Below are 19,081 nucleotides of genomic sequence, written 5' to 3'. Positions count from 1 at the left end.
TTAGGCACAACAACATCCTTCCAGCCCGCCCTCCGGGCAAGCCAACTCAGATGTCACCTATCCGTGCAGCAGACCCCCATCATCGAATTGTCGTAGCAATCACCGATCGTTCCGAACGATGGCATCAGCCCTGAGGTGCGAATCTTGTTCGTGAAAGCCCAGGATGTGAACTGCACACCATGATCAGCGTGAACGATGCCTCCCGCGTCCGGCTGCCGGTTCTTGATCGCCATATCCAGAGCGTTGACGACGAGATTGGTGTCCTGTGCGTTGTCAATCGACCAGCCAACGATCTTCCTCGAGAAGGTATCCATCACCGCGCAGCAGTAGATTTTGCCTTCTCTCGTTGGATGCTTTGTGATGTCCGTGACCCACAGCTCGTTCGGCGACAGCCGATGAAACTTCCGGTGCACGAGATCGTCGGCAGTCGCAACACCGTGGAGCCGTTTTACCTTCGCAGGGCCCGGTAATCCGGCGATCTGAGCGTTGGACATCAATACAGCGACCAGGCGTTCGCTGACCTGGATGTGCATGCCCAGCGTTAGCTCGGCGTGCACCCTTCGGGAGCCATATGTTTGCCGTGAGGCCGTGTGGACCTCGCGGATCAGACCGGTAAGCCACTGCCGTCGCATCTGAGTCGGCGACAGTGATCGGTGGCGATATCGGTAGTAGCCGGGGCTACTGACCCCGAGAAGTCGACAACAGACCTTGGCCCGGTAGCCGGCCGCGACAAGCGCGTCGATTACCGGGTGAATCCTTTTGGGTGCGGCCGATCCTCCCCGAGAAACTTCGATGCTGCTTTGAGAATTTCGATCTCGGTTTCGAGCTGACGGATCCGTTTTTTCGCTTTCGTCAGCTCGATACTTTCCGGGGTCGTGACGCCGGGCCGTTCGCCTCGATCGATCTGGTCCTGACGAACCCATTTATGGATCGCAGCAGCGCTGACGCCGAGCTCGTTCGCTGCGGTGGTGACGGGTTTGCCGGCCCGAACGAGCGCAACAGCACGCATTCTGAACTCGACAGGGAATGGTCGTGGCATGGACGAAGCCTCTCAGAGAAGGCCCGATCCTCACACCATTTCAGGTAACCAAACCATGGGGCAGGTCAAGGTGACAACCAAACCCTGGGCAGACCCGATCGCGGCAAGAAACAAGTGTTGCGACGACCGCTTGAATTCACCGAATTCATTTAAGAAATGCGGCCGACACGTCTAACCGCGACAGCCGGCTCGTGAGCGATGAGCATCGCCGGCGCGACGAACCGCGGCATGCCCCTGCCAAGCTTGAGCAACTGTGACGCTATATAGAACTGGTTTTGAGATATTTGTAGCCGTCCGCGAAGGGCTAAAAACGTGTACGGTTTTGGAAATCTCATTATCGCGTCGCGGGTACGACATAGATACTGGGCCACGGCTCAGTTTTGGGAAATCCGACTTTGAGGTTAAGTTCGAGGCGTTTTCTGAAGAGCTGCGGAAAATATCCGGTACCGCTCGATCTGGGCTTGGTGTTTTGTGCCGTCGGATGGGCGAAGGATTCGAAGCAGGTTATAGGCAGCGGCGCGACCTCTGAATCCGGCAATGACGGTCCAACGCCAAGCAGATTTAGACACTTCGTTTCGCGCGAGGTCCCTGCAGTACAGGTCAAACAGATTGACCACCCAAGTCGGATTTGCCCGGCCTTGAACTTCGTGTGAGCTGCTTCCGATCTCATGGATCGCTTGCGCTGAAGGATCGAGAACGACTTTATAGCCGGCCCGCCGCACTCTTAGGCACAGTTCTATGTCTTCGGCGTACATGAACCAGCGCTCGCTGAGCCCGTCAAGGCTGTTCCAAATGTGTCGTCTTACTAACAAGCAACCACCTGAAACCCAATCTAAATCTCGAGAACGAGAGAGACGCGAACTGCGAAACAAGTAGTGACCCTCGAGCGCCGGGCACCATTTTCCCAAACGCGAGATCCCCGAGGCATGAAGACCCATCTTGATAATGGTCGGGAAAAAACCTGCCGCGATAGTTGAAAATTCCCCAGTAGAGTCGGTTACGAGGGGGGCGATTATGCCGATCGCACTATTGCTTGACATACTCTCGACGAGTGACTTCAGAGCCGACGCGTTGATCACAGCATCGGGATTTAGTAAGAGAAGATATTCGCCTGTCGCTCGTGCCGCCCCGAGATTGACCGCCTTTGCGAATCCGGCATTCTCCTCATTACGGATGACGACGGCGTCGGGCCGAGCCGAGAGCACCGTTTCTACACTCAAATCACTGGATTTATTATCAACAACTATCACTTCTACCAGGGGCGCTGGCGGTAGGTCTACCAAGGACTGTTTGACAATATGGGCACTGTTGTAAGTGACCATGATGACGCTCACTCGCCCGACCACCGCGGGTTGAAATTCAGCCGTCATGCTTCACGCCCCTCGATTTGGGCAATTGGTTGGTGCCGATGTGCTCTCTCATACGAGTTACCGTCGCATTCCAGTTGTAGTGCGTTCTGGCGTAGGACATGCGGGAACTACGCTGGTCCTCGTCCTCATGCGGTTCGAGGTTCTTGAGGGCTTCAGCCAGAGCATCCGGGGCCGTTGGATCGACAAATCTGGCATGGCTCCCTAGTATCTCTCGCATCACTGGAATATCGCTTGCAACCACCGGACTCCCAAAGGCCATGGCCTCGAGTGGCGGTAGACCAAACCCTTCGTCAAGGCTCATGAATAGAAAGGAGGAAGCGTTTGAATAAAGCCAGACGAGCTCTCCCGCAGAAACGTAGCCGAGAAGTCTGATCCACCCGTCCGCAATTGCGGTCTTCATCTCAGCGGAGATTTGAGTTTTTTTGCCTTGGAACGATCCGGCAATTACGAGTGGGTGTTCGGGGCTGATGCGCCCGGAACGGATCGCGGCCAGACAAGTAGTTTCTAAATTTTTTCGGGCGTTTAGGCGCCCGACGGTGAGAAAAAACGAGTTTGACTTCAAATTTGAACCCGGCAGATTTTCGGGTTCGGTGTGTAGTAGGGCGCCCCCGATCGCGAGCCCGATTGCAACTGGAGTTCTGGCTCGTCCATTCATTTCGGCGATTCTTCTTGCCTCATTGCGAGACGAAGTGAAAATATGCGCCGCGCGAGGCGCCGTGAGCGGCATCAGACTGAAGTATGCTCGTTCTTTTCGTGTGAACCATTCCGGATTTGTCTGAAAAAGCACGTCATGCAGGAAGATGGCCGAGTGTCCCCACAAGGGCGAAAAGTTGTGAGTGATGCTGATATCGGCCTTTACTCTCCGAGCGAGAATCGGGATCTCGAAGATGGCGCTCAAACCCTGAGGACGGAGCCGCGCCGGTAACACAGTGACCGCCGAGCCAAGGGCTGAGCGCGCGGAGTCGGCTTGGTCTCGCGGAATTGAGAGGAAAAGCTTGTCCTCTGGAAATAGGTCAATCCATCCCCGAACGATTTCGTGGAGCACGAGCTGGTTCGAGACCGGCCCGGTGACCCACCAAAATCCATCAAATAGTATCTTCATGACCGCCCCCTCATTATGGAGAGCAAAGAAGAAGCATAGGCACTACACACCTTTTGCCAAGAGTAAACCGACGCCGCCCGTTCGAAAGAGATAGCCCTGATCCGCTCTTGTAGTGCGCGGTCCCGCATGACAGATCCGAGTCCCCTTACAATGTCAGCAGCATTTGGCTGGACAAACTCCGCGCCGTCTTTTAATACCTCTCGGTTGTACACGGTGTCCCTGGCGACCACGGGGGCCCCGCACGCCATCGCTTGCACCAACGCTGGATTTGTACCTCCGACGCTATGTCCGTGAAAGTACGCACCGGCATGTTGCCACAACGAGTAGAGCCGGGCATCATTGCTCACATGACCGAGCCAGCGAACCGACGGGTGTCTGCTGGCAAGGCTCGCAGCGGATTCGTCAATGGGTCCGCCGTACCCGGAGGATCCGACAATAACGATGTCAAAATTGCTTGCCAGTGTCTCTGCAGCCGCGAGGAATTCTAAGACCGTATTCTCTGGTACGAAACGAGCGACCAGCAAGATGTATTGGCCTTCGGTCAGCCCTTCCTCAATAGGCAAGCGGGGCGGAATGTCACCGCCGTAGGGAATGAAATCTCCCTCGGTTCCGAACTCCGACTTCCATCGGCGGGCGATTTCATGAGCGTCGTAGACCATTCGAACGCCAAACCGAGCCGTCAGTTTTGCACCCAATTTGAACATGAATTTTGCAATTCGACCCCACTTAGCGCGATCCCATTCGATACCGTCAACATTTACTAGCGTAGGGATTCCTCTCAGGCGCAGTAGGGGCAACCAAAATCCGTTTGCCACGTTCATCACGAGCGCGACGTCGGGCTTTCTCCACATGGCGTGTAGGCAGGCTGTCAGCCCGTATGAAAGAGTGCTCATCGACTTGGTTTCGAGACCCCGAGTGAGAACCGTTGTTACACGAGTATCAAGGTCAGCGTCATCGTCCCTGGTTGCGCCGTCCCGACCATAAACTGTGACGTCCCACCCTTCATCGGCAAGGTAGGGAGCTAGTTTTCTCACCGCAGTCTCAAAGCCACCGTAGTAGCTCGGATATCCGCGCGTGCCTATTATGGCTACTGACTTAGAACCTGTCACAGACGTGCCCCCCGATTATCAATGCCTCGCACATCACGGAGCATAGCAATTTGACGTAGCGAGATTGTTTCGGATTCAAGCTGGACACGTCGCTGTCACTATTTTCGTTCAAGCTCACCCCACGAAGATGCGCATTCAGCGGCTTTCGCGCGACCAAATTTGTTACACGGAGCTGCCGTGAGAAACTGCAGCAGCCGATATCCACTTTTTCGAATTGGGTCTAGATGGTCAAGCAGAGCAGCACTCAAGATGAACCCGCGTTTCGAAGGCGCGCCTTTCTTGCGTTTGCGGCCAGCGCATCGGGTGCTATGGCTGCGATAGGTGCAGCATCCGCGACCGTATTCAGCCGCGGGATAGAGGACCCCCGAGTTGTTCTCGACGGCCCCCGCACAAATGCACGCTATTTTGACGGGATATACGCCGCTCGTGAGTCGGGGCTGTATCTCGACGGCGTCAACGACGATCTCGCCCGCCTGAACCAGCTGATAGTGTCCGTTCACCAATCCGGCGGTGGCAGTATCGTCTTTCCCTCCGCAAAGGTGCGGCTTTCCGGCCGAGTAGAAATGCTGAGCAACGTCTCGCTCGTCGGTGCTGGCTCAGAATTCACAAAGTTCATGTACGACGACGGTGGCTCGTTTCAACTCCTTTACGCGCCTTTGTGCAGTCAAATCAAAATACGTGGAATTCAATTCGACGGGGGCAAAAACAACTCGCTTCCGACAGTGTCGATTGCGCTCGACGGGTGTCGAGATGTGGTGATCGAGGGGTGCCGGTTCGTCAACACAAAGCAGAGCATATTCTTTGTCGACTCTACGCAGGGCAGCAATCACATTTTAATCAAGGACAATGTTTGGGAGGACGTGGTGGACCAAGCTGTAAGGCTAGATGCCCGCGGAGACGCCGACAGCGTCACTGTCTCGGGCAATCTTGTGAAGTCCGTGTCTCCAGGTGTTGGAGGCACTGCGATCGCGGCATTCAGGCTACGTGGCACTAATCACTCAGTCATTCGGAACACTGTGCTCGGCTCATTCGACACCGGGGTGATGGTTGCTGGCTCGGGGACGTCCAGTGTTCTCATAGCTGAAAATAATCTTCACACTACGAAGGTCGGGATTTTTGTTGGTTCGAGCGTACGTAATGTACGAATAGTGGGAAATGATGTTGCGTCAGACGAAGATTTTGGCATACATCTTTTTGACGGCCAAGGTCAGCCTGAGGCTGCCCACAGCGTGTATGGCAACGTAATACACGATTGCGGCAAGAGCGGCATATCCGTCGAGGGAATACGCGGGTTTTCAATCACCGGGAATACCGTGACCAACTGCGCATCTACAGCTCAGCCGAGTTCGACCTTCGATAATTGGCGCGCTGGACTTGCTGTAGTGAGTACTTCGAACGGTCCGTGCGAAAACTATGCCATAACGGGGAACGTGATCCGAGACAACAGAGCTGTGCCGTTGATGCTCGATGCAATTCGTATTCAATCGGCGGGAAAAGGAGCAACAGTTGTGGGCAACTCGGTGAGTGGCGCGATTGCGAATAGCTATAACGTGTCCACCGGGCTCTCTGCGCCCTACTATATTCAAACAGACAAGGGCATCCTGTCGTCCAACTGATTAAACTGAATCCAGCTTCTTTTCAGTCGGGCGTTCGGGTTCACGAGAGCGAAGCCATTTGTTATCTTTCGACACAGAAGAATTCGATGCGACGATGACGTTCAAATCTTGAGCACGCGCGGATGGATGCCGCAGAATGCGGTGAGGGGCTTCTCTTGATCGCATCACCCCAGAACTAGAAGGTGGGCGCGAAATTGATCGACAGACTCTCCGCAGGTGAGTCCGGCATGCAGCGTTTGATCACCTCGATTTCGATCTGTGTCCCATACCAGGGTATTGACCACGCCGGAGGCGAATACTATCGGCAGCATCTCACTGCGCTGGCGACAATGTATGACTTGGTTTCTGTATCTCCCGGGACTCGCCAGAACATTGAGAGTAGTGAGCTCGTCGACCCGTCTAATGTCCAAGTGCGTTTATTGAACCGAAGCGGCTTGCTGGCGCATCGCCGCTTCAAAATCCTACGGGGAATCTACCTGTACCTCGCTGGGCCGAGTGCGGGACTCGTGAATATGCACGCCTTTAGACGAGATAAAGACATCGCACGGTCTCTGAAAAATAGCAGCGTCATCGAGTTTCAATGGACCGAGATGGCGTCCGTTGTGAAATACGTTAAAAAGGTCGCGCCGGATGTGCCTCGAATCTTGGTCGCACACGACGTTGTATCTCAGAAGTACGAGCGACGCTTGGCGGCTGAATCTGGAAGAAATAGGCGCCTTATCAAAGCAATCCGACTGTCCCGAATTCGCAGGGGTGAAGTTAAGCTAATCCGACAAATGGATCGAATAATTTCATTTAGCGAAAAGGACGCAGCGTTGCTCGAAACGCTCGCACCTGCTGTTCAGATCGTAGTCGTGCGGCCCCCTCTTGGATCAGTGAATCTGGGCCGCGATAGGCGAGACCGTGGTGCAGACACGAGGCGGGTGCTATTCACGGGGGCTATGGGACGCGAAGAGAATCACGATGGCGTCATGTGGTTCTTAGACGAGGTCTGGCCAATTGTCAGATCTGCTGTTCCGGCGGCGGAGTTTGTGATTGCCGGCGGAAGCCCCCGAGCCCAGTTGATCGAATATGCGAGCAGGCTTGAGCATGTCTTGGTGACCGGCTTTGTTGAGAGTTTGGCGCCGTACTACGACTCGGCCGACGTGTTCGTCTCGCCGCTGCGTTCAGGGGCAGGGGTGAAATTTAAGACGGGAACGGCCATGCTTCATGGGCTTCCTGTGGTCGCTACGGCTATAGGGGCTGAAGGCATCGGGGAAGAGAGCTGGTATGTGGCGGTAGCGGACGATCCGAGGTCATTTGCTGAGGCGTTGATTCTTGCACTATCTGACGAAACCTCGCGTCGAACGGCAAGTCGCGTTGGGGGTGCAGGAGCAAGTGCCCTTTTCAGCACCGAATCTTTCGCGAGCCGGCTGATTGATTCATTTCGATTCGAAGATTAGATGTCCCTAAACGTCGAATGACACCGCTATAAGGGTTTGGAATCGAAGGCGACTCAGGAACTGGCTCGAGCCGCGGTGGTTCATTTTCAGAGAGCGGCGAAAGCGTCGGCGCAACGCCCCTCGGAGCGGCATCTGTGCTTAGGTGATTATCGACTTACAGGCTGTTCATCTGATGAAGCTGTCTGGTCGCATTCCGCCCGTTGACTATCACCCGGAATCAGTGTCGCGCTAGATACCGATTAGGGAATATCCCATATATTGCGTTTCGCTGTAAGAAAATACCTATTTATTGGGTTTGTAAAAGCGTGACCGCAGCAATTAATAAAGATAGGCAAACAACTTAGATGAAGATTTCTGTGATCGGGTGCGGCTATTTGGGCGCAGTGCACGCAGCCGCGATGGCCGAGCTGGGGCATGACGTGGTGGGCGTCGACGTCGACAAGAACAAGGTCGAACAGCTCGCTGCCGGTACGGCACCATTTTTCGAGCCCGGGCTTCCCGAGATTCTGAGCCGGGGCATTGCGTCGGGCAAGCTGCGTTTCACCACCGACATGGCAGAGGTGAAGGGCGCGAAGATTCATTTCGTCGCCGTGGGCACCCCGCAACGCAAGGGTTCGAACGCTGCCGACCTGACGTACGTCGACGCCGCCATCGAGTCGTTGATTCCGTACCTCAGCGAGGGTGATCTGGTTGCCGGCAAGTCGACGGTTCCGGTTGGTACTGCAGGCAGGTTGGCTGCCCGGGTTTCGACGGCAGTGCCAGGAGCGATGCTGGCGTGGAACCCCGAGTTTCTGCGTGAAGGTTTCGCCGTTCAAGACACGATCAGCCCCGACCGCCTTGTATACGGGCTGCCGCAGGGCGAGCGCACCGCGGCGGCAAAGGCTGCCCTTGATGAGGTGTACGCGGTCGCACTCGCGCGTGAGACGCCGTTGGTGGTCACCGACTATGCAACGGCCGAGCTGGTGAAGGTCTCGGCGAATGCGTTTCTCGCGACAAAGATCTCGTTCATCAACGCCATGGCAGAGATTGCCGAGACCACCGGCGCTGATGTTACGCAGCTCGCCGATGCCATTGGGCTCGACGCCCGCATCGGTCGACGGTTTCTGAACGCTGGAGTCGGTTTCGGCGGGGGCTGCCTGCCGAAAGACATTCGCGCATTCACAGCTCGGGCCGAAGAGTTGGGGCGCGGCGAGTCGGTTGCATTTCTGAAAGAGGTCGACGCCATCAACCTGCGTCGCCGGCAGAAGGCCGTCGACCTGGTCGTGAGCCATTTCGATGGCAACGTCTTCAACAAGCGCGTGGCGGTGCTCGGGCTTGCGTTCAAGCCCGACTCCGACGACATTCGTGATTCTCCGGCACTGGATGTCGCAGCCCAGCTCAAAGGGCTTGGAGCGCAGGTCATCGCGACCGACCCTGAGGCCATCGCGAATGCCCGCCGCGCGCATCCACAGCTCGAATTCACCGACGACATCGAAGCCGCGCTCACCGGAGCGGACGCCGTGATCGTCGTCACCGAGTGGAAGGCCTTCAGGGAGCTCGACCCCGTGCGGGTCGCAGAGCTCGTGAACAGAAGCTACATCGTGGACGGACGCAACTGTCTCGATCCGGCTGCCTGGCGAGCGGCCGGTTGGGTCTATCAGGGAATGGGCAGGCCGTAATCGGCGGGAATGTCGGTAGAGCTGGTTGAGAGTCATAAACTTGTTGTGTGACTAATACCGCGAAACCTGTTGACGTTGTGCTCATCGGTGGAGGCATCATGAGTGCCACGTTGGGCGCACTCATCAAGCTTCTACAACCCGACTGGTCGATCGAGGTGTACGAGCAGCTCGGTGCCGTCGCCCTCGAGAGCTCCAACCCGTGGAACAACGCGGGTACCGGGCACGCCGCCCTGTGCGAGCTCAACTACATGCCTGAGGCGGCCGATGGCTCGGTGGAGCCGAGCAAGGCCATCGCCATCAACGAGCAGTTTCAGGTGAGCCGGCAGTTGTGGTCTTTTCTCATCAAGCAGGGTCTGCTTCAGGAACCCGAATCGTTCATCAACTCGACACCTCACATGACGTTTGTGAAGGGTGAGAAGAACGTCGAATACCTGCGCCGTCGCTACGAAGCGCTGGTCAACGAACCGCTGTTCGCGGGCATCGAGTTCAGTGACGATCCCCGCACGATCTACGGGTGGGCGCCGCTGCTGATGCGAGAGCGTGAAAAAGGCGAGAAGGTCGCCGCCACGCGTGTGCCCGCGGGAACAGACGTCGACTTCGGTTCGCTCACGAAGCAGCTCTTCTCGTACATCACAGGCAACGGCGGTCACCTGTTCACCGGCCGCTCGGTGACCAACCTCACGAAGAAGCGCGACGGCTCGTGGGATGTGAGCTTCAAACACCTGGTTGGCGGTACCCCCGCACAGGTGAACGCCAAGTTCGTCTTTGTCGGCGCCGGTGGCGGGGCCCTTCACCTTCTACAGAAGTCGGGCATTCCCGAGATCAGAGGGTTCGGCGGGTTTCCTATCAGCGGCGAGTTTCTGCGCACCGACAACCCGGCTGTTGTGCGCGAGCACCAGGCCAAGGTGTACGGCAAGGCCGCGGTCGGCGCGCCGCCCATGTCTGTGCCGCACCTCGACAAGCGCGTGGTCGACGGCGAAGGCTCACTGTTGTTCGGGCCGTACGCGGGCTTCAGCCCGAAATTCTTGAAGTCGGGTTCGTGGCTCGACCTGCCGCGCTCCATTCGCCCGCACAACCTCGGGCCGATGCTCGCAGTGGCGCGCGACAACCTCGACCTGATGAAATACCTCATCGGTGAGGTGTTCGCGAGCCGGGCGAAGAAGATGAAGGCTCTGCAGGAGTTCATGCCCACGGCTGACCCCAAAGACTGGTACCTCATCACCGCCGGCCAGCGCGTGCAGGTGATGAAGAAAGACAAGAAGAAGGGCGGGGTACTGCAGTTCGGCACCGAGGTCATCACCTCAGCTGATGGCTCCATCGCCGGGCTGCTGGGTGCATCACCCGGCGCGTCGACAGCGGTGCCGATCATGCTCGACCTCATTTGGAAGTGCTTTCCGGAGCAGTACACGGGGTGGCAGCCGCAGCTGAAGAAGATGATCCCCTCTCTCGGCACCAAACTGAACGAGACGCCTGTGAGCGCGAAGAAAGAGATCGCTGCAACAGCGAGCGTGCTGCAGATCAACGAGTGATCGTGCAGTGATGGGGTTGGTCGCCTGCGCTCAGAGCCCAGCCCTGGCCATGTGTTCCCGCTGCTGATGTTCGTCGCGGGGCGGGTTCAGCCAGACCGTCAGGTAATCGGGTGCGGTTGGGTCGCCGACAAGCTGTGCTTCACAGACAGCGACACGGTTGACGGCGTTCAGCCAGCAGATCTTCGAGCGAAACCGTCGGGAGAGCTGATCGTCGAGCACCCCGGCTGTCACCCGGAATGACGTGTAGCGAAGAACGACGGTGACGTGTCTGCGCCCGTCGACGCGGTCGTTCACCAGGCGGGCCCTGATGGTGCCGCCGAAGAGTTTCTGTGCGGCGGCGAGCTCAGCCAGACGCTCGCGATTGAAAATACTGGGCACGATGATGGTGCCCAACTCCTCGAACTCGGGGAGCGCGACAGGTCGTTTGCGGCGGCGACGGGCCATGAGAGCCTCCAGCGTTGGAAATAATCGCGATCGCAGGAGGGATTGTGGTCATGGTGCCCACCAAACGCTGCGACCGTGTTGGTGTGCCTCAAGCGTAAATGCGCAATGTGTCGTGCAAATGACCATCACGTAACGCATCGGAAACTAGAGAGCGAGTCTGCGAGCACGCTCACGTTCTGTTCAGCGAATGTTCAGCGAACAATCGGCGGGCGGCCGAGGGGGGCAGCCCTCTCTTGTAGGCGAGCCTCACTGTGCGTCGGGTTCAACAGCACTGTGTAGAGGGCAGGATTCTTGGGATCGGCGACGATCTGTGCCTCGCAGACAACGACCCGGTTGAGAAGGTTCAGCCATCTGATTCGTCGGCGCACGAGGCGCACGATGGCAGGATCGAGTTCGCCAACCCTGACCTTGAAAGAGGTGTAGCGCAACACCACGGTGACCGTTTTGCGGCCATTGACCGTGTCGACAACGAGGCGGGCCCTGACATCGCCGCCGAATGTCGCCTGCGTGTCGAAGACCTTGTGAATGCCTTCGAAGTTCACAAGGTTGTGTACGGGGATCGTGCCGAGTTCGTCGATTTCGGGGATGTTGACCGAGATTCGATGGTTGCGTCGACCTGCCATGGTTGTCTCCTGCGTTGGATGAATATCGTTCGCAAGAGCAAGGCTCAAGAGGCACACCATCCGCTGCGATCGGCGATGTCAGTTGATACTAGTGGGCTGCTATTACGGCGGTGTGACCTGCACGAGTGCCAATAAGCTGAACCAATCGGGCTACGGCGCCTACGTGATCGAAGCACTAGAGCGGAGAAAGTAAACGTATGAGTAGAGTTCTCGTTACAGGCGGAGCAGGGTTCATTGGGTCGAACTTCGTGCACTACGCACTGGCCAACACAGATCACACGGTGACCGTGCTCGACGCGCTCACGTACGCCGGCAATCGGGCGTCACTCGACGGGCTGCCCGCAGACCGTTTCGAATTCGTTCACGGTGACATTCGCAATGCTGAACTCGTCGACGAACTGTTCGCGCGCCATGACCTCGTGGTTCACTACGCAGCCGAGTCGCACAACGACAACTCCCTGCACGACCCGCGGCCGTTTCTCGAAACGAACATCATCGGCACGTACACGCTTCTTGAAGCGGCCCGGCGGCACGGCACTCGATTTCACCACATTTCGACCGATGAGGTGTACGGCGACCTCGAGCTTGACGACCCCGCCCGATTCACCGAAGACACTCCCTACAACCCGTCGTCGCCATATTCGTCGACCAAAGCCGGCTCTGACCTGCTCGTGCGCGCCTGGGTGCGTTCGTTCGGCGTTCAGGCCACGATCAGCAATTGTTCCAACAACTACGGGCCGTTCCAGCACGTGGAGAAGTTCATTCCGCGCCAGATAACGAACGTGCTGACCGGCGAACGCCCCAAGCTGTACGGGGCAGGCGAGAACGTACGCGACTGGATCCACGCGAACGATCACTCGTCGGCCGTGCTCACCATTCTGGAGAAAGGCGTCATCGGGGAGACCTATCTCATCGGCGCCGACGGCGAGAAGAACAACAAAGACGTCGTGGAGCTGATTCTGCAGCTGCTCGGCCAGGAGCCCGACGCCTATGACCACGTCGTCGACCGGCCAGGGCACGACATGCGGTACGCGATCGACTCGACCAAGCTGCGCACCGAACTCGGCTGGATGCCCCAGTTCTCTGATTTCGAATCGGGGCTCGCAGACACGATCGAGTGGTACCGAGCGCATACCGGCTGGTGGGGTCCCGAGAAGGCCGCTGCCGAGGCGCGTTACAAGGAGCAGGGCCAGTGACCGCTCTGTTGTCGAAGGCAGAGACCACGATTCCCGGTCTGCTGCTGTTCGAACTGCCGGTTCACGGCGACAATCGCGGTTGGTTCAAAGAGAACTGGCAACGCGAGAAGATGGTCGCCGCAGGGCTTCCCGACTTCCTTCCGGTGCAAAACAACGTCTCGTTCAATGGTTCGCGTGGCACCACGCGTGGCATTCATGCCGAACCATGGGACAAATTTGTTTCGGTTGCCACCGGCAGCATTTTCGGGGCGTGGGTCGACCTGCGCGCCGGTGAGTCGTTCGGCTCGGTGTTCACGGCCGAGATCGGGCCAGGGCAGGCCATCTTCGTTCCTCGCGGAGTGGGCAACTCGTACCAGACCCTCGAAGACAACACTGCGTACTCGTACCTGGTGAACGATCACTGGAGCCCGAATGCCTCGTACACCTTTCTGAACCTGGCCGACGAGACGGTGGCCATCGACTGGCCCATCGCACTGTCGAGCGACGCTGTCGAGCTGAGTGCGAAAGACATTGCGCACCCACGCCTCGCCGACGTGGTGCCCATGCAGGGGGCGAAGACCTTGGTTCTCGGCGCGTCTGGCCAGCTGGGGCTCGCTCTTCGAGAAGCGCTGCCGGCGGCCGAGTTCGTGACGCGCACCGAATTCGATGTGGCGGCGCCCTCGAGCTACGAAGGCCGTCACTGGGGCGACTACTCGGTGATCGTGAATGCCTCGGCCTACACGAAAGTCGACGAGGCAGAGACGGCCGAGGGTCGGGTGGCTGCGTGGTCGGCAAATGTTTCGGCCGTTGCGCTGCTGGCCGCGCTTGCCACCACCCACGGCATCACGCTGGTGCATGTGTCGAGCGATTACGTGTTCGACGGCACCGCAGACGTTCACGGTGAAGATGAGCCGTTCAGCCCGCTCGGGGTGTACGGCCAGACGAAGGCGGCGGCCGACGCGATCGTGGCGACCGTGCCACGGCACTACGTGGTGCGCACGAGCTGGGTCATCGGTGAGGGCAACAACTTCGTGCGAACGATGGCGTCACTCGCTGCGCGGGGAATTGCGCCAAAAGTGGTGAACGACCAGGTGGGGCGACTCAGTTTTACGAGCGACATTGCCGCGGGCATCCGGCACCTGCTCGAGACACACGCTGCCTTCGGCGTGTACAACCTGAGCAACGACGGCGAGCCGCAGTCGTGGGCGGCGCTCGCGGCGAGGGTCTATGAGCTGACCGGGCACGACCCGGCCAGCGTGACGGGCGTCTCGACCGAGGAGTATTTTGCGGGCAAGGCGGCGGCTCCGCGGCCGTTGAACAGCGCTCTCGACCTCGCGAAGATCAAGGCCACCGGCTTCGTGCCACCGGATGCCGATCAGGCCCTGATCGCGTACCTCTCGGCAGCGGGCTGAGCTGACCGGCCCGTTCAGCAGTTCTGGTCGAGGAGAACTTTGACGAACCCGGCCGTCTGGTAGAAGAACGCGTAGCCCCACTCGGCGTAGCTCAGTGGCTTGCGGTCTTCGACCATGCTCAGCTTCCCGCTGAAGCAGCGGCTCACGATGATGCGCGCGCGATCGATGTGCGGCGTATAGGTGATGACAGTGGCGCTCTTCCAGCCGTGTTCTGCCGCCATCGCCTGCAGCTCGTGTGCTTCGCCGCGCGTGGTGAACGGGGCGGGGGTGAAGCACGTCACCGTGTAGGTGTGCTTCACCTGGGTGCTGCAGATGGGCAACTCGTCTTTGCTCTGCACTCCTCAGGCCGGAACGGATACCAGCAGATTCTGGCTGAGGCCGGCGTCAAGCATTTTCTGGGCAATGGCGATGCGCGTCGCCTCCGGAGGGCCGAGCACGACGATGACATCGCTCTTCGTGGGCTGGTCTGAGGCGGGGTAGACGTATTCGTGAATGCTGAATGCGGCGAACGAACCGGTCACCACGAGCATCAGAGAGACGGCCACGATGAGGGCATTGCGAATGTGACGTGGCACGAAGAACCTCGGTCAGATCGGCGGGTGGGGTGAACACGGCGCCGTGTGGGCAATACCGTACTGCATCGGCCTCAGAAACGACCGAACCGGTCGCCTCGCCGATTCGATTTGTCGCGCGAGGCGCGAACCCACCATGATGGGGTTCATGCGGGGAATCATTCTGGCCGGCGGTTCGGGAACGCGACTTCACCCGATCACGCTCGGCATATCAAAGCAGCTCGTGCCCATCTACGACAAGCCGATGATCTACTATCCGCTGTCGACTCTCATCAACGCGGGCATCCGCGAGATTCTCATCATCACGACCCCGCATGACGCTGACCAGTTCAAACGTCTACTGGGTGACGGCTCGCAGTTCGGCATCGAGCTGTCGTTCGCGGTGCAGTCGGAGCCGAACGGCCTGGCGCAGGCGTTCGTGATCGGCCGCGAATTCGTGGGCGACGAGACCGTGGCCCTCGTGCTCGGCGACAACATCTTCTACGGGCCCGGGCTCGGCTCGAAGCTCTCGCGTTTCACCGACATCGTGGGCGGTGCCGTGTTCGCCTACTGGGTGGCTGAGCCCTCGGCGTACGGCGTGGTGGAGTTCGACGCCGACGGCGTGGCGCTGTCGCTCGAAGAGAAGCCGGTCAAACCGAAGAGCAACTACGCGGTGCCCGGGCTCTACTTCTACGACAACAACGTTCTCGACATCGCGGCGGGTCTCGAACCGTCGGCTCGCGGCGAGTATGAGATCACCGACATCAACAAGGCATACCTCGCGGCGGGGCTGCTGAAGGTCGAGGTCTTGCCGCGCGGAACCGCTTGGCTTGACACCGGCACCTTCGATTCGATGACCGATGCCAGCGAGTACGTTCGCACTATCGAACGGCGGCAGGGTCTGAAGATCGGCGCTCCTGAAGAGGTGGCATGGCGCCAGGGATTCTTGTCTGACGACGAGCTGCGTGTCAGAGCGAACACGCTGCTGAAGTCGGGTTACGGCACGTACCTCATCGAAGCCATCGAGCGAGGCAAGTAGCCCGTTCTCATGAACCCCGGAGCTCTGACCGTGCTGCCCGTGGTGTTGGCGGCGGTATGGCTGGCGAGCGGGGTGACGAAGCTCGGCCGTTCGAGGCAGACCTCTGCGGCCATGGTCGCGCTGGGGGTTCCGCGGCTGTTGCGCGGGCCGTTGGTTGCCGCCGTGGTGCCGTGGGACGAGATCGCGCTGGGGCTCGGTGCGCTGGTGCTGCCGGGGGCCGCGTTTGTGGCGGTTTCGTGGCTGAGTGTGCTGTTTCTGGTGGCGTTGACGGGGCTTTTACTGCGAGTGGTACTCCGCGGTGAGGCGGTCGACTGCAACTGTTTCGGGGTGTTGAGCAGTGCCTCGGTGGGCTGGCGCACGGTGGCGCGCAACGCAGTACTGCTGGGGGGATGGGTGCTGGTGGCCGCGGGTCTTGCGGGCAGCCGTGGAGTGGGGGCGAGCATCTCGGGGTTCACGGGCGACGACGTCACGTGGTTCGTGGTGCTGTTGGCGGCCATGGTGGCATTGGTGCTGACGTGGGTGCGGCAGGGTTCTGCGGGTGCGGGTGCGGGTGCGGGTGCGGGTACGAGTGCGGGTGCGGGTACGAGTGCGGGTACCGGTGCTGGTGCTGGTGCGAGTGCTGCCGGCCCGAGTTCTGAATCAGGCGCTCCCGTGGTGGCGGGGCCCGAGATTCCGGATGCTCAACTGCTCGATGCCGAAATGGTGGGTCACCCGCTTCGAAGCCTCTCGGTGCAGCGCGCAGTACTGGTGTTGTTCGTCAAACCCGACTGCACCCCGTGCCGCGTGGTGGCGGCGGAGGTACCCGAGTGGCGGCATCGGCTCGGCCCGTCGGTCGACATCGTGGTGGCCACCGCGGCCTCTGCCAGGGAGTTTGCGGAGGCGTACCCGGCGCTGGTGGAGGGCGCGCTGTTCGGTGCGAAGCCTGCAATGGCGGTTCTCGGCTTCGAAGGGACACCGGCCGCAGTGCTTCTCGGAACGAATGCGACGGTGGCGGCGGGCCCCGAGCTCGGCTCCGAGGCGATCAGCGCCCTGGTCGACGGTATCGCGGAGGCGATGGCGGCTGGGTGACGCGCCCGACCGCGAGTGACGAGCCCAAGCAGGGTGATGCGCCTGGGCGGGGTGATGCGCCCGGGCGCGACGAGAGCCCTGCGGGTCAGTTGGGGAAGGTGGCGGTGCGGTCGGGGTAGACCTGCCAGAACTCACCACTGGTGTAACTGGAGATGTCGCTGAGCGTGCAGGCGGTGCCGTACCGGCCCAGAACGTCGACGTGCGCGTCGTCGACGGCGACGAGTCGTTCGACCTGGCGAACGCGGATGTTGGTGGGTGAGACGGTTGTCCAGGTGGCGCCGCCGTCACTGGTGCGTTGCAGCACGGAATCAGTTGCCGTGCTGGTGCTTGTGCCGGCGCAGCTGCCGGGTGTGGCTCGGTAGCCCACGAGCGCGGAGCTGAAGTCGGTGATGTACCCCGCTGCTGCGCCGGGGGTGGGCGCGGGGGTGCTCGTGCTCGTTTTCAGCGAGGTACCCGCAGTCTGAGTCGGAGTGGGTGTCGGCGCGGTGCTGGCCGCCGGTGAAGCGCTCGGAGTCGCGGTGACCGCCGGTACCGGGGTCGCCGTCGTGGAGGGAAGCGAGGTCTCGAGGGCGCTGCCGGAATCGGCCGGGGCCTGCTGCTGGGGAGGGGAGAGCGCGAAGTAGACGAGCGCCGCATCGAGCACGACAAAGGCCACGATCGCGGTAATCACCCACGGAAAAGTACCCATTGCGCGTTTTGGCATCGCGTCAACAGTAGTAGATATGCGCTGAATGGTTCATGTCAAGGCCCATCGTGCGCCCATTTGCGACAGATCTTGCCGAATGGGCTGAGCACGCTGAGCGAGCCTGGGCTCCGTTGCTACAGTGATTTTCCGCGGCAACGCGTGTGCTGGGGTCGAAAGCAGGTGAGATATGCCGGCAGTTAACGTTCATGCTGTGGCTGGGCATCCGGAGCGTGGGTAGGGTCTCGGCGCCGACGGTGAAGCCCAAACGAATACGGGTGCACGTGGTGCACGAGAGCCGTATGGTCGCCGAGGCCATCAGCGTGCAGCTGAAGACGCTGCTGCCGGGGGCCTCTGTCGACGGCTGGACCAAGTCGTGGGAGACCTATGTGAGCCGCAGCGGTGGCGTGGCCGACGTGGTTGTGATCGACAACGAGCTCGGCAACGGGGGCCCGACGGCGTTCAAGGTCAGCTCGCTGGTGCGCGACGGCACCGGGGTGGTGGTGCTGGGGCGGTCACTGTATGTTCCGGCCATTCGTCGCATCTACGAGGCGGGCGCGCATGCGTACCTGCTGCCCGAAGAGCCGTCAGAGGCGGTGGCAGCGGCCATCTGGTCGGCGTACCGCAACACGGTGTTGCGGCCGGTTCGCATCACCGAACTCTTCGGCGACAGTGAGCCGGTCGCGGTTCCTGTTCTGACCGCGCGCGAGCTGCAGGTGGTGGGGGCATACGTGTCGGGTTCCGGTGCCTCTGTGCCCGAGACCGCCGCGCGGTTCGGACTCTCAAGCGAGACGGTTCGAACCCATATTTCGCACGCACGGCGTAAATACACTGGCGCCGACGGCGACTCGGTTTCGAAGATGGAGCTGCGCCGCCGCATGATCAAAGACGGCTGGATTCTGGGCTAGGGCTCGCCCGGGTGCGGGCAGAGTTCTGCAAGATAGGGCGACCTCCTCATGCGGAGTGGGGGTCTTAGAGGCAAATGTCATCTGTACCAGAGCGGTGGTTCTGGGTCACAGAAGGGCACCAATCATGCAGGTCACCGACACCTCTTTTCTCTGGCTGCAGCAGGCCAACGAAGAACGCTTCACGCGCGAACTCGAGTACCGCCGTGTCGCCGCCGAACGCCTCGACGAGCAGCGTGCCGCCCGCCGCAGCGCCTTACCGTGGTGGAGTCGGTTCGGGCCTCGTCGCTGAGGCCGCACGTCGTGTCGGCGGCAGA

At 59.8% G+C, this 19,081-nt stretch carries 18 protein-coding genes and 1 pseudogene; 10 read left to right on the top strand and 9 right to left on the bottom strand.

Annotated elements, in window-relative coordinates:
• Positions 1-77: 77 nt before the first annotated feature.
• The 4 genes and pseudogenes from QN358_RS11835 to QN358_RS11820 all read right to left on the bottom strand — a co-directional run.
• A pseudogene (locus QN358_RS11835) lies at positions 78-1,039 on the bottom strand (IS3 family transposase); the annotation flags it as partial.
• A gap of 401 nt (positions 1,040-1,440) precedes the next feature.
• Entirely contained in the window at positions 1,441-2,409 is a 969-nt protein-coding gene (locus QN358_RS11830; RefSeq protein ID WP_323512474.1) for a glycosyltransferase family 2 protein, read from the bottom strand.
• Complete coding sequence (locus QN358_RS11825; protein WP_323512473.1) at positions 2,399-3,511, bottom strand: glycosyltransferase family 1 protein; 1,113 nt, start codon at positions 3,509-3,511, stop codon at positions 2,399-2,401. The genes QN358_RS11830 and QN358_RS11825 overlap by 11 nt, the downstream gene beginning before the upstream one ends.
• The gene (locus QN358_RS11820; RefSeq protein WP_323512472.1) at positions 3,508-4,620 is read right to left on the bottom strand and encodes a glycosyltransferase; all 1,113 of its coding nucleotides are present in this window, start codon (positions 4,618-4,620) and stop codon (positions 3,508-3,510) included. Before QN358_RS11820 ends, QN358_RS11825 begins: the two co-directional genes overlap by 4 nt.
• 224 nt (positions 4,621-4,844) lie before the next feature.
• On the opposite strand from QN358_RS11820, the gene QN358_RS11815 reads away from it, so the two are divergent.
• From QN358_RS11815 to QN358_RS11800, 4 genes are all read left to right on the top strand, one after another.
• Entirely contained in the window at positions 4,845-6,236 is a 1,392-nt protein-coding gene (locus QN358_RS11815; RefSeq protein ID WP_323512471.1) for a right-handed parallel beta-helix repeat-containing protein, read from the top strand.
• A 194-nt stretch (positions 6,237-6,430) separates the two neighbouring features.
• Positions 6,431-7,678, top strand: a complete 1,248-nt coding sequence (locus QN358_RS11810) for a glycosyltransferase (protein WP_323512470.1) — start codon at positions 6,431-6,433, stop codon at positions 7,676-7,678.
• 344 nt (positions 7,679-8,022) lie between these two features.
• Positions 8,023-9,336: a UDP-glucose/GDP-mannose dehydrogenase family protein gene (locus tag QN358_RS11805; RefSeq protein WP_323512469.1), complete on the top strand. Its 1,314-nt coding sequence runs from the start codon at positions 8,023-8,025 to the stop codon at positions 9,334-9,336.
• A 47-nt stretch (positions 9,337-9,383) separates the two neighbouring features.
• Entirely contained in the window at positions 9,384-10,865 is a 1,482-nt protein-coding gene (locus tag QN358_RS11800) for a malate:quinone oxidoreductase (protein WP_323512468.1), read from the top strand.
• A 30-nt stretch (positions 10,866-10,895) separates the two neighbouring features.
• Here QN358_RS11800 and QN358_RS11795 read toward each other — a convergent pair whose 3' ends face one another.
• Together QN358_RS11795 and QN358_RS11790 are read right to left on the bottom strand one after the other, a co-directional pair.
• A complete protein-coding gene (locus tag QN358_RS11795; protein WP_136642337.1) occupies positions 10,896-11,309 on the bottom strand; it encodes a hypothetical protein in 414 nt (137 codons plus the stop codon).
• Between the two features lie 191 nt (positions 11,310-11,500).
• Positions 11,501-11,932 carry a hypothetical protein gene (locus QN358_RS11790; RefSeq protein WP_323512467.1) on the bottom strand — a complete coding sequence of 144 codons (432 nt, stop codon included), beginning with the start codon at positions 11,930-11,932 and terminating at the stop codon, positions 11,501-11,503.
• Between the two features lie 197 nt (positions 11,933-12,129).
• Between QN358_RS11790 and rfbB the strand changes: the two genes are divergently transcribed.
• The gene (rfbB, locus tag QN358_RS11785) at positions 12,130-13,128 is read left to right on the top strand and encodes a dTDP-glucose 4,6-dehydratase (protein ID WP_323512466.1); all 999 of its coding nucleotides are present in this window, start codon (positions 12,130-12,132) and stop codon (positions 13,126-13,128) included.
• Positions 13,125-14,519, top strand: coding sequence for a sugar nucleotide-binding protein (locus tag QN358_RS11780; protein WP_170225118.1), 1,395 nt, complete (start codon positions 13,125-13,127; stop codon positions 14,517-14,519). Before rfbB ends, QN358_RS11780 begins: the two co-directional genes overlap by 4 nt.
• A 14-nt stretch (positions 14,520-14,533) precedes the next feature.
• Here the strand turns inward: QN358_RS11780 and QN358_RS11775 are convergent, their stop codons facing one another.
• Positions 14,534-14,857 (bottom strand): hypothetical protein, encoded by a 324-nt coding sequence (locus QN358_RS11775; RefSeq protein WP_323512465.1) that lies wholly within the window; start codon positions 14,855-14,857, stop codon positions 14,534-14,536.
• A 3-nt stretch (positions 14,858-14,860) separates the two neighbouring features.
• Complete coding sequence (locus QN358_RS11770) at positions 14,861-15,094, bottom strand: hypothetical protein (RefSeq protein ID WP_323512464.1); 234 nt, start codon at positions 15,092-15,094, stop codon at positions 14,861-14,863.
• 145 nt (positions 15,095-15,239) lie between these two features.
• On the opposite strand from QN358_RS11770, the gene rfbA reads away from it, so the two are divergent.
• Both rfbA and QN358_RS11760 read left to right on the top strand, forming a co-directional pair.
• Positions 15,240-16,109 carry a glucose-1-phosphate thymidylyltransferase RfbA gene (gene rfbA / locus QN358_RS11765; RefSeq protein ID WP_136642333.1) on the top strand — a complete coding sequence of 290 codons (870 nt, stop codon included), beginning with the start codon at positions 15,240-15,242 and terminating at the stop codon, positions 16,107-16,109.
• 9 nt (positions 16,110-16,118) lie between these two features.
• Positions 16,119-17,177, top strand: a complete 1,059-nt coding sequence (locus QN358_RS11760; protein ID WP_323512463.1) for a MauE/DoxX family redox-associated membrane protein — start codon at positions 16,119-16,121, stop codon at positions 17,175-17,177.
• Between the two features lie 85 nt (positions 17,178-17,262).
• Here the strand turns inward: QN358_RS11760 and QN358_RS11755 are convergent, their stop codons facing one another.
• Complete coding sequence (locus QN358_RS11755; RefSeq protein ID WP_323512462.1) at positions 17,263-17,880, bottom strand: hypothetical protein; 618 nt, start codon at positions 17,878-17,880, stop codon at positions 17,263-17,265.
• A gap of 236 nt (positions 17,881-18,116) precedes the next feature.
• On the opposite strand from QN358_RS11755, the gene QN358_RS11750 reads away from it, so the two are divergent.
• Positions 18,117-18,767: a helix-turn-helix transcriptional regulator gene (locus QN358_RS11750; RefSeq protein ID WP_323512460.1), complete on the top strand. Its 651-nt coding sequence runs from the start codon at positions 18,117-18,119 to the stop codon at positions 18,765-18,767.
• A gap of 124 nt (positions 18,768-18,891) precedes the next feature.
• Complete coding sequence (locus QN358_RS11745) at positions 18,892-19,056, top strand: hypothetical protein (RefSeq protein WP_323512459.1); 165 nt, start codon at positions 18,892-18,894, stop codon at positions 19,054-19,056.
• Positions 19,057-19,081: the final 25 nt, after the last annotated feature.

Source organism: Subtercola sp. RTI3, assembly GCF_035018625.1.
GTDB classification, from domain to species: domain Bacteria; phylum Actinomycetota; class Actinomycetes; order Actinomycetales; family Microbacteriaceae; genus Subtercola; species Subtercola vilae.
The sequence above is the reverse complement of the archived record's forward strand: the minus strand, read 5'-3'. Positions and strand labels throughout refer to the sequence as shown.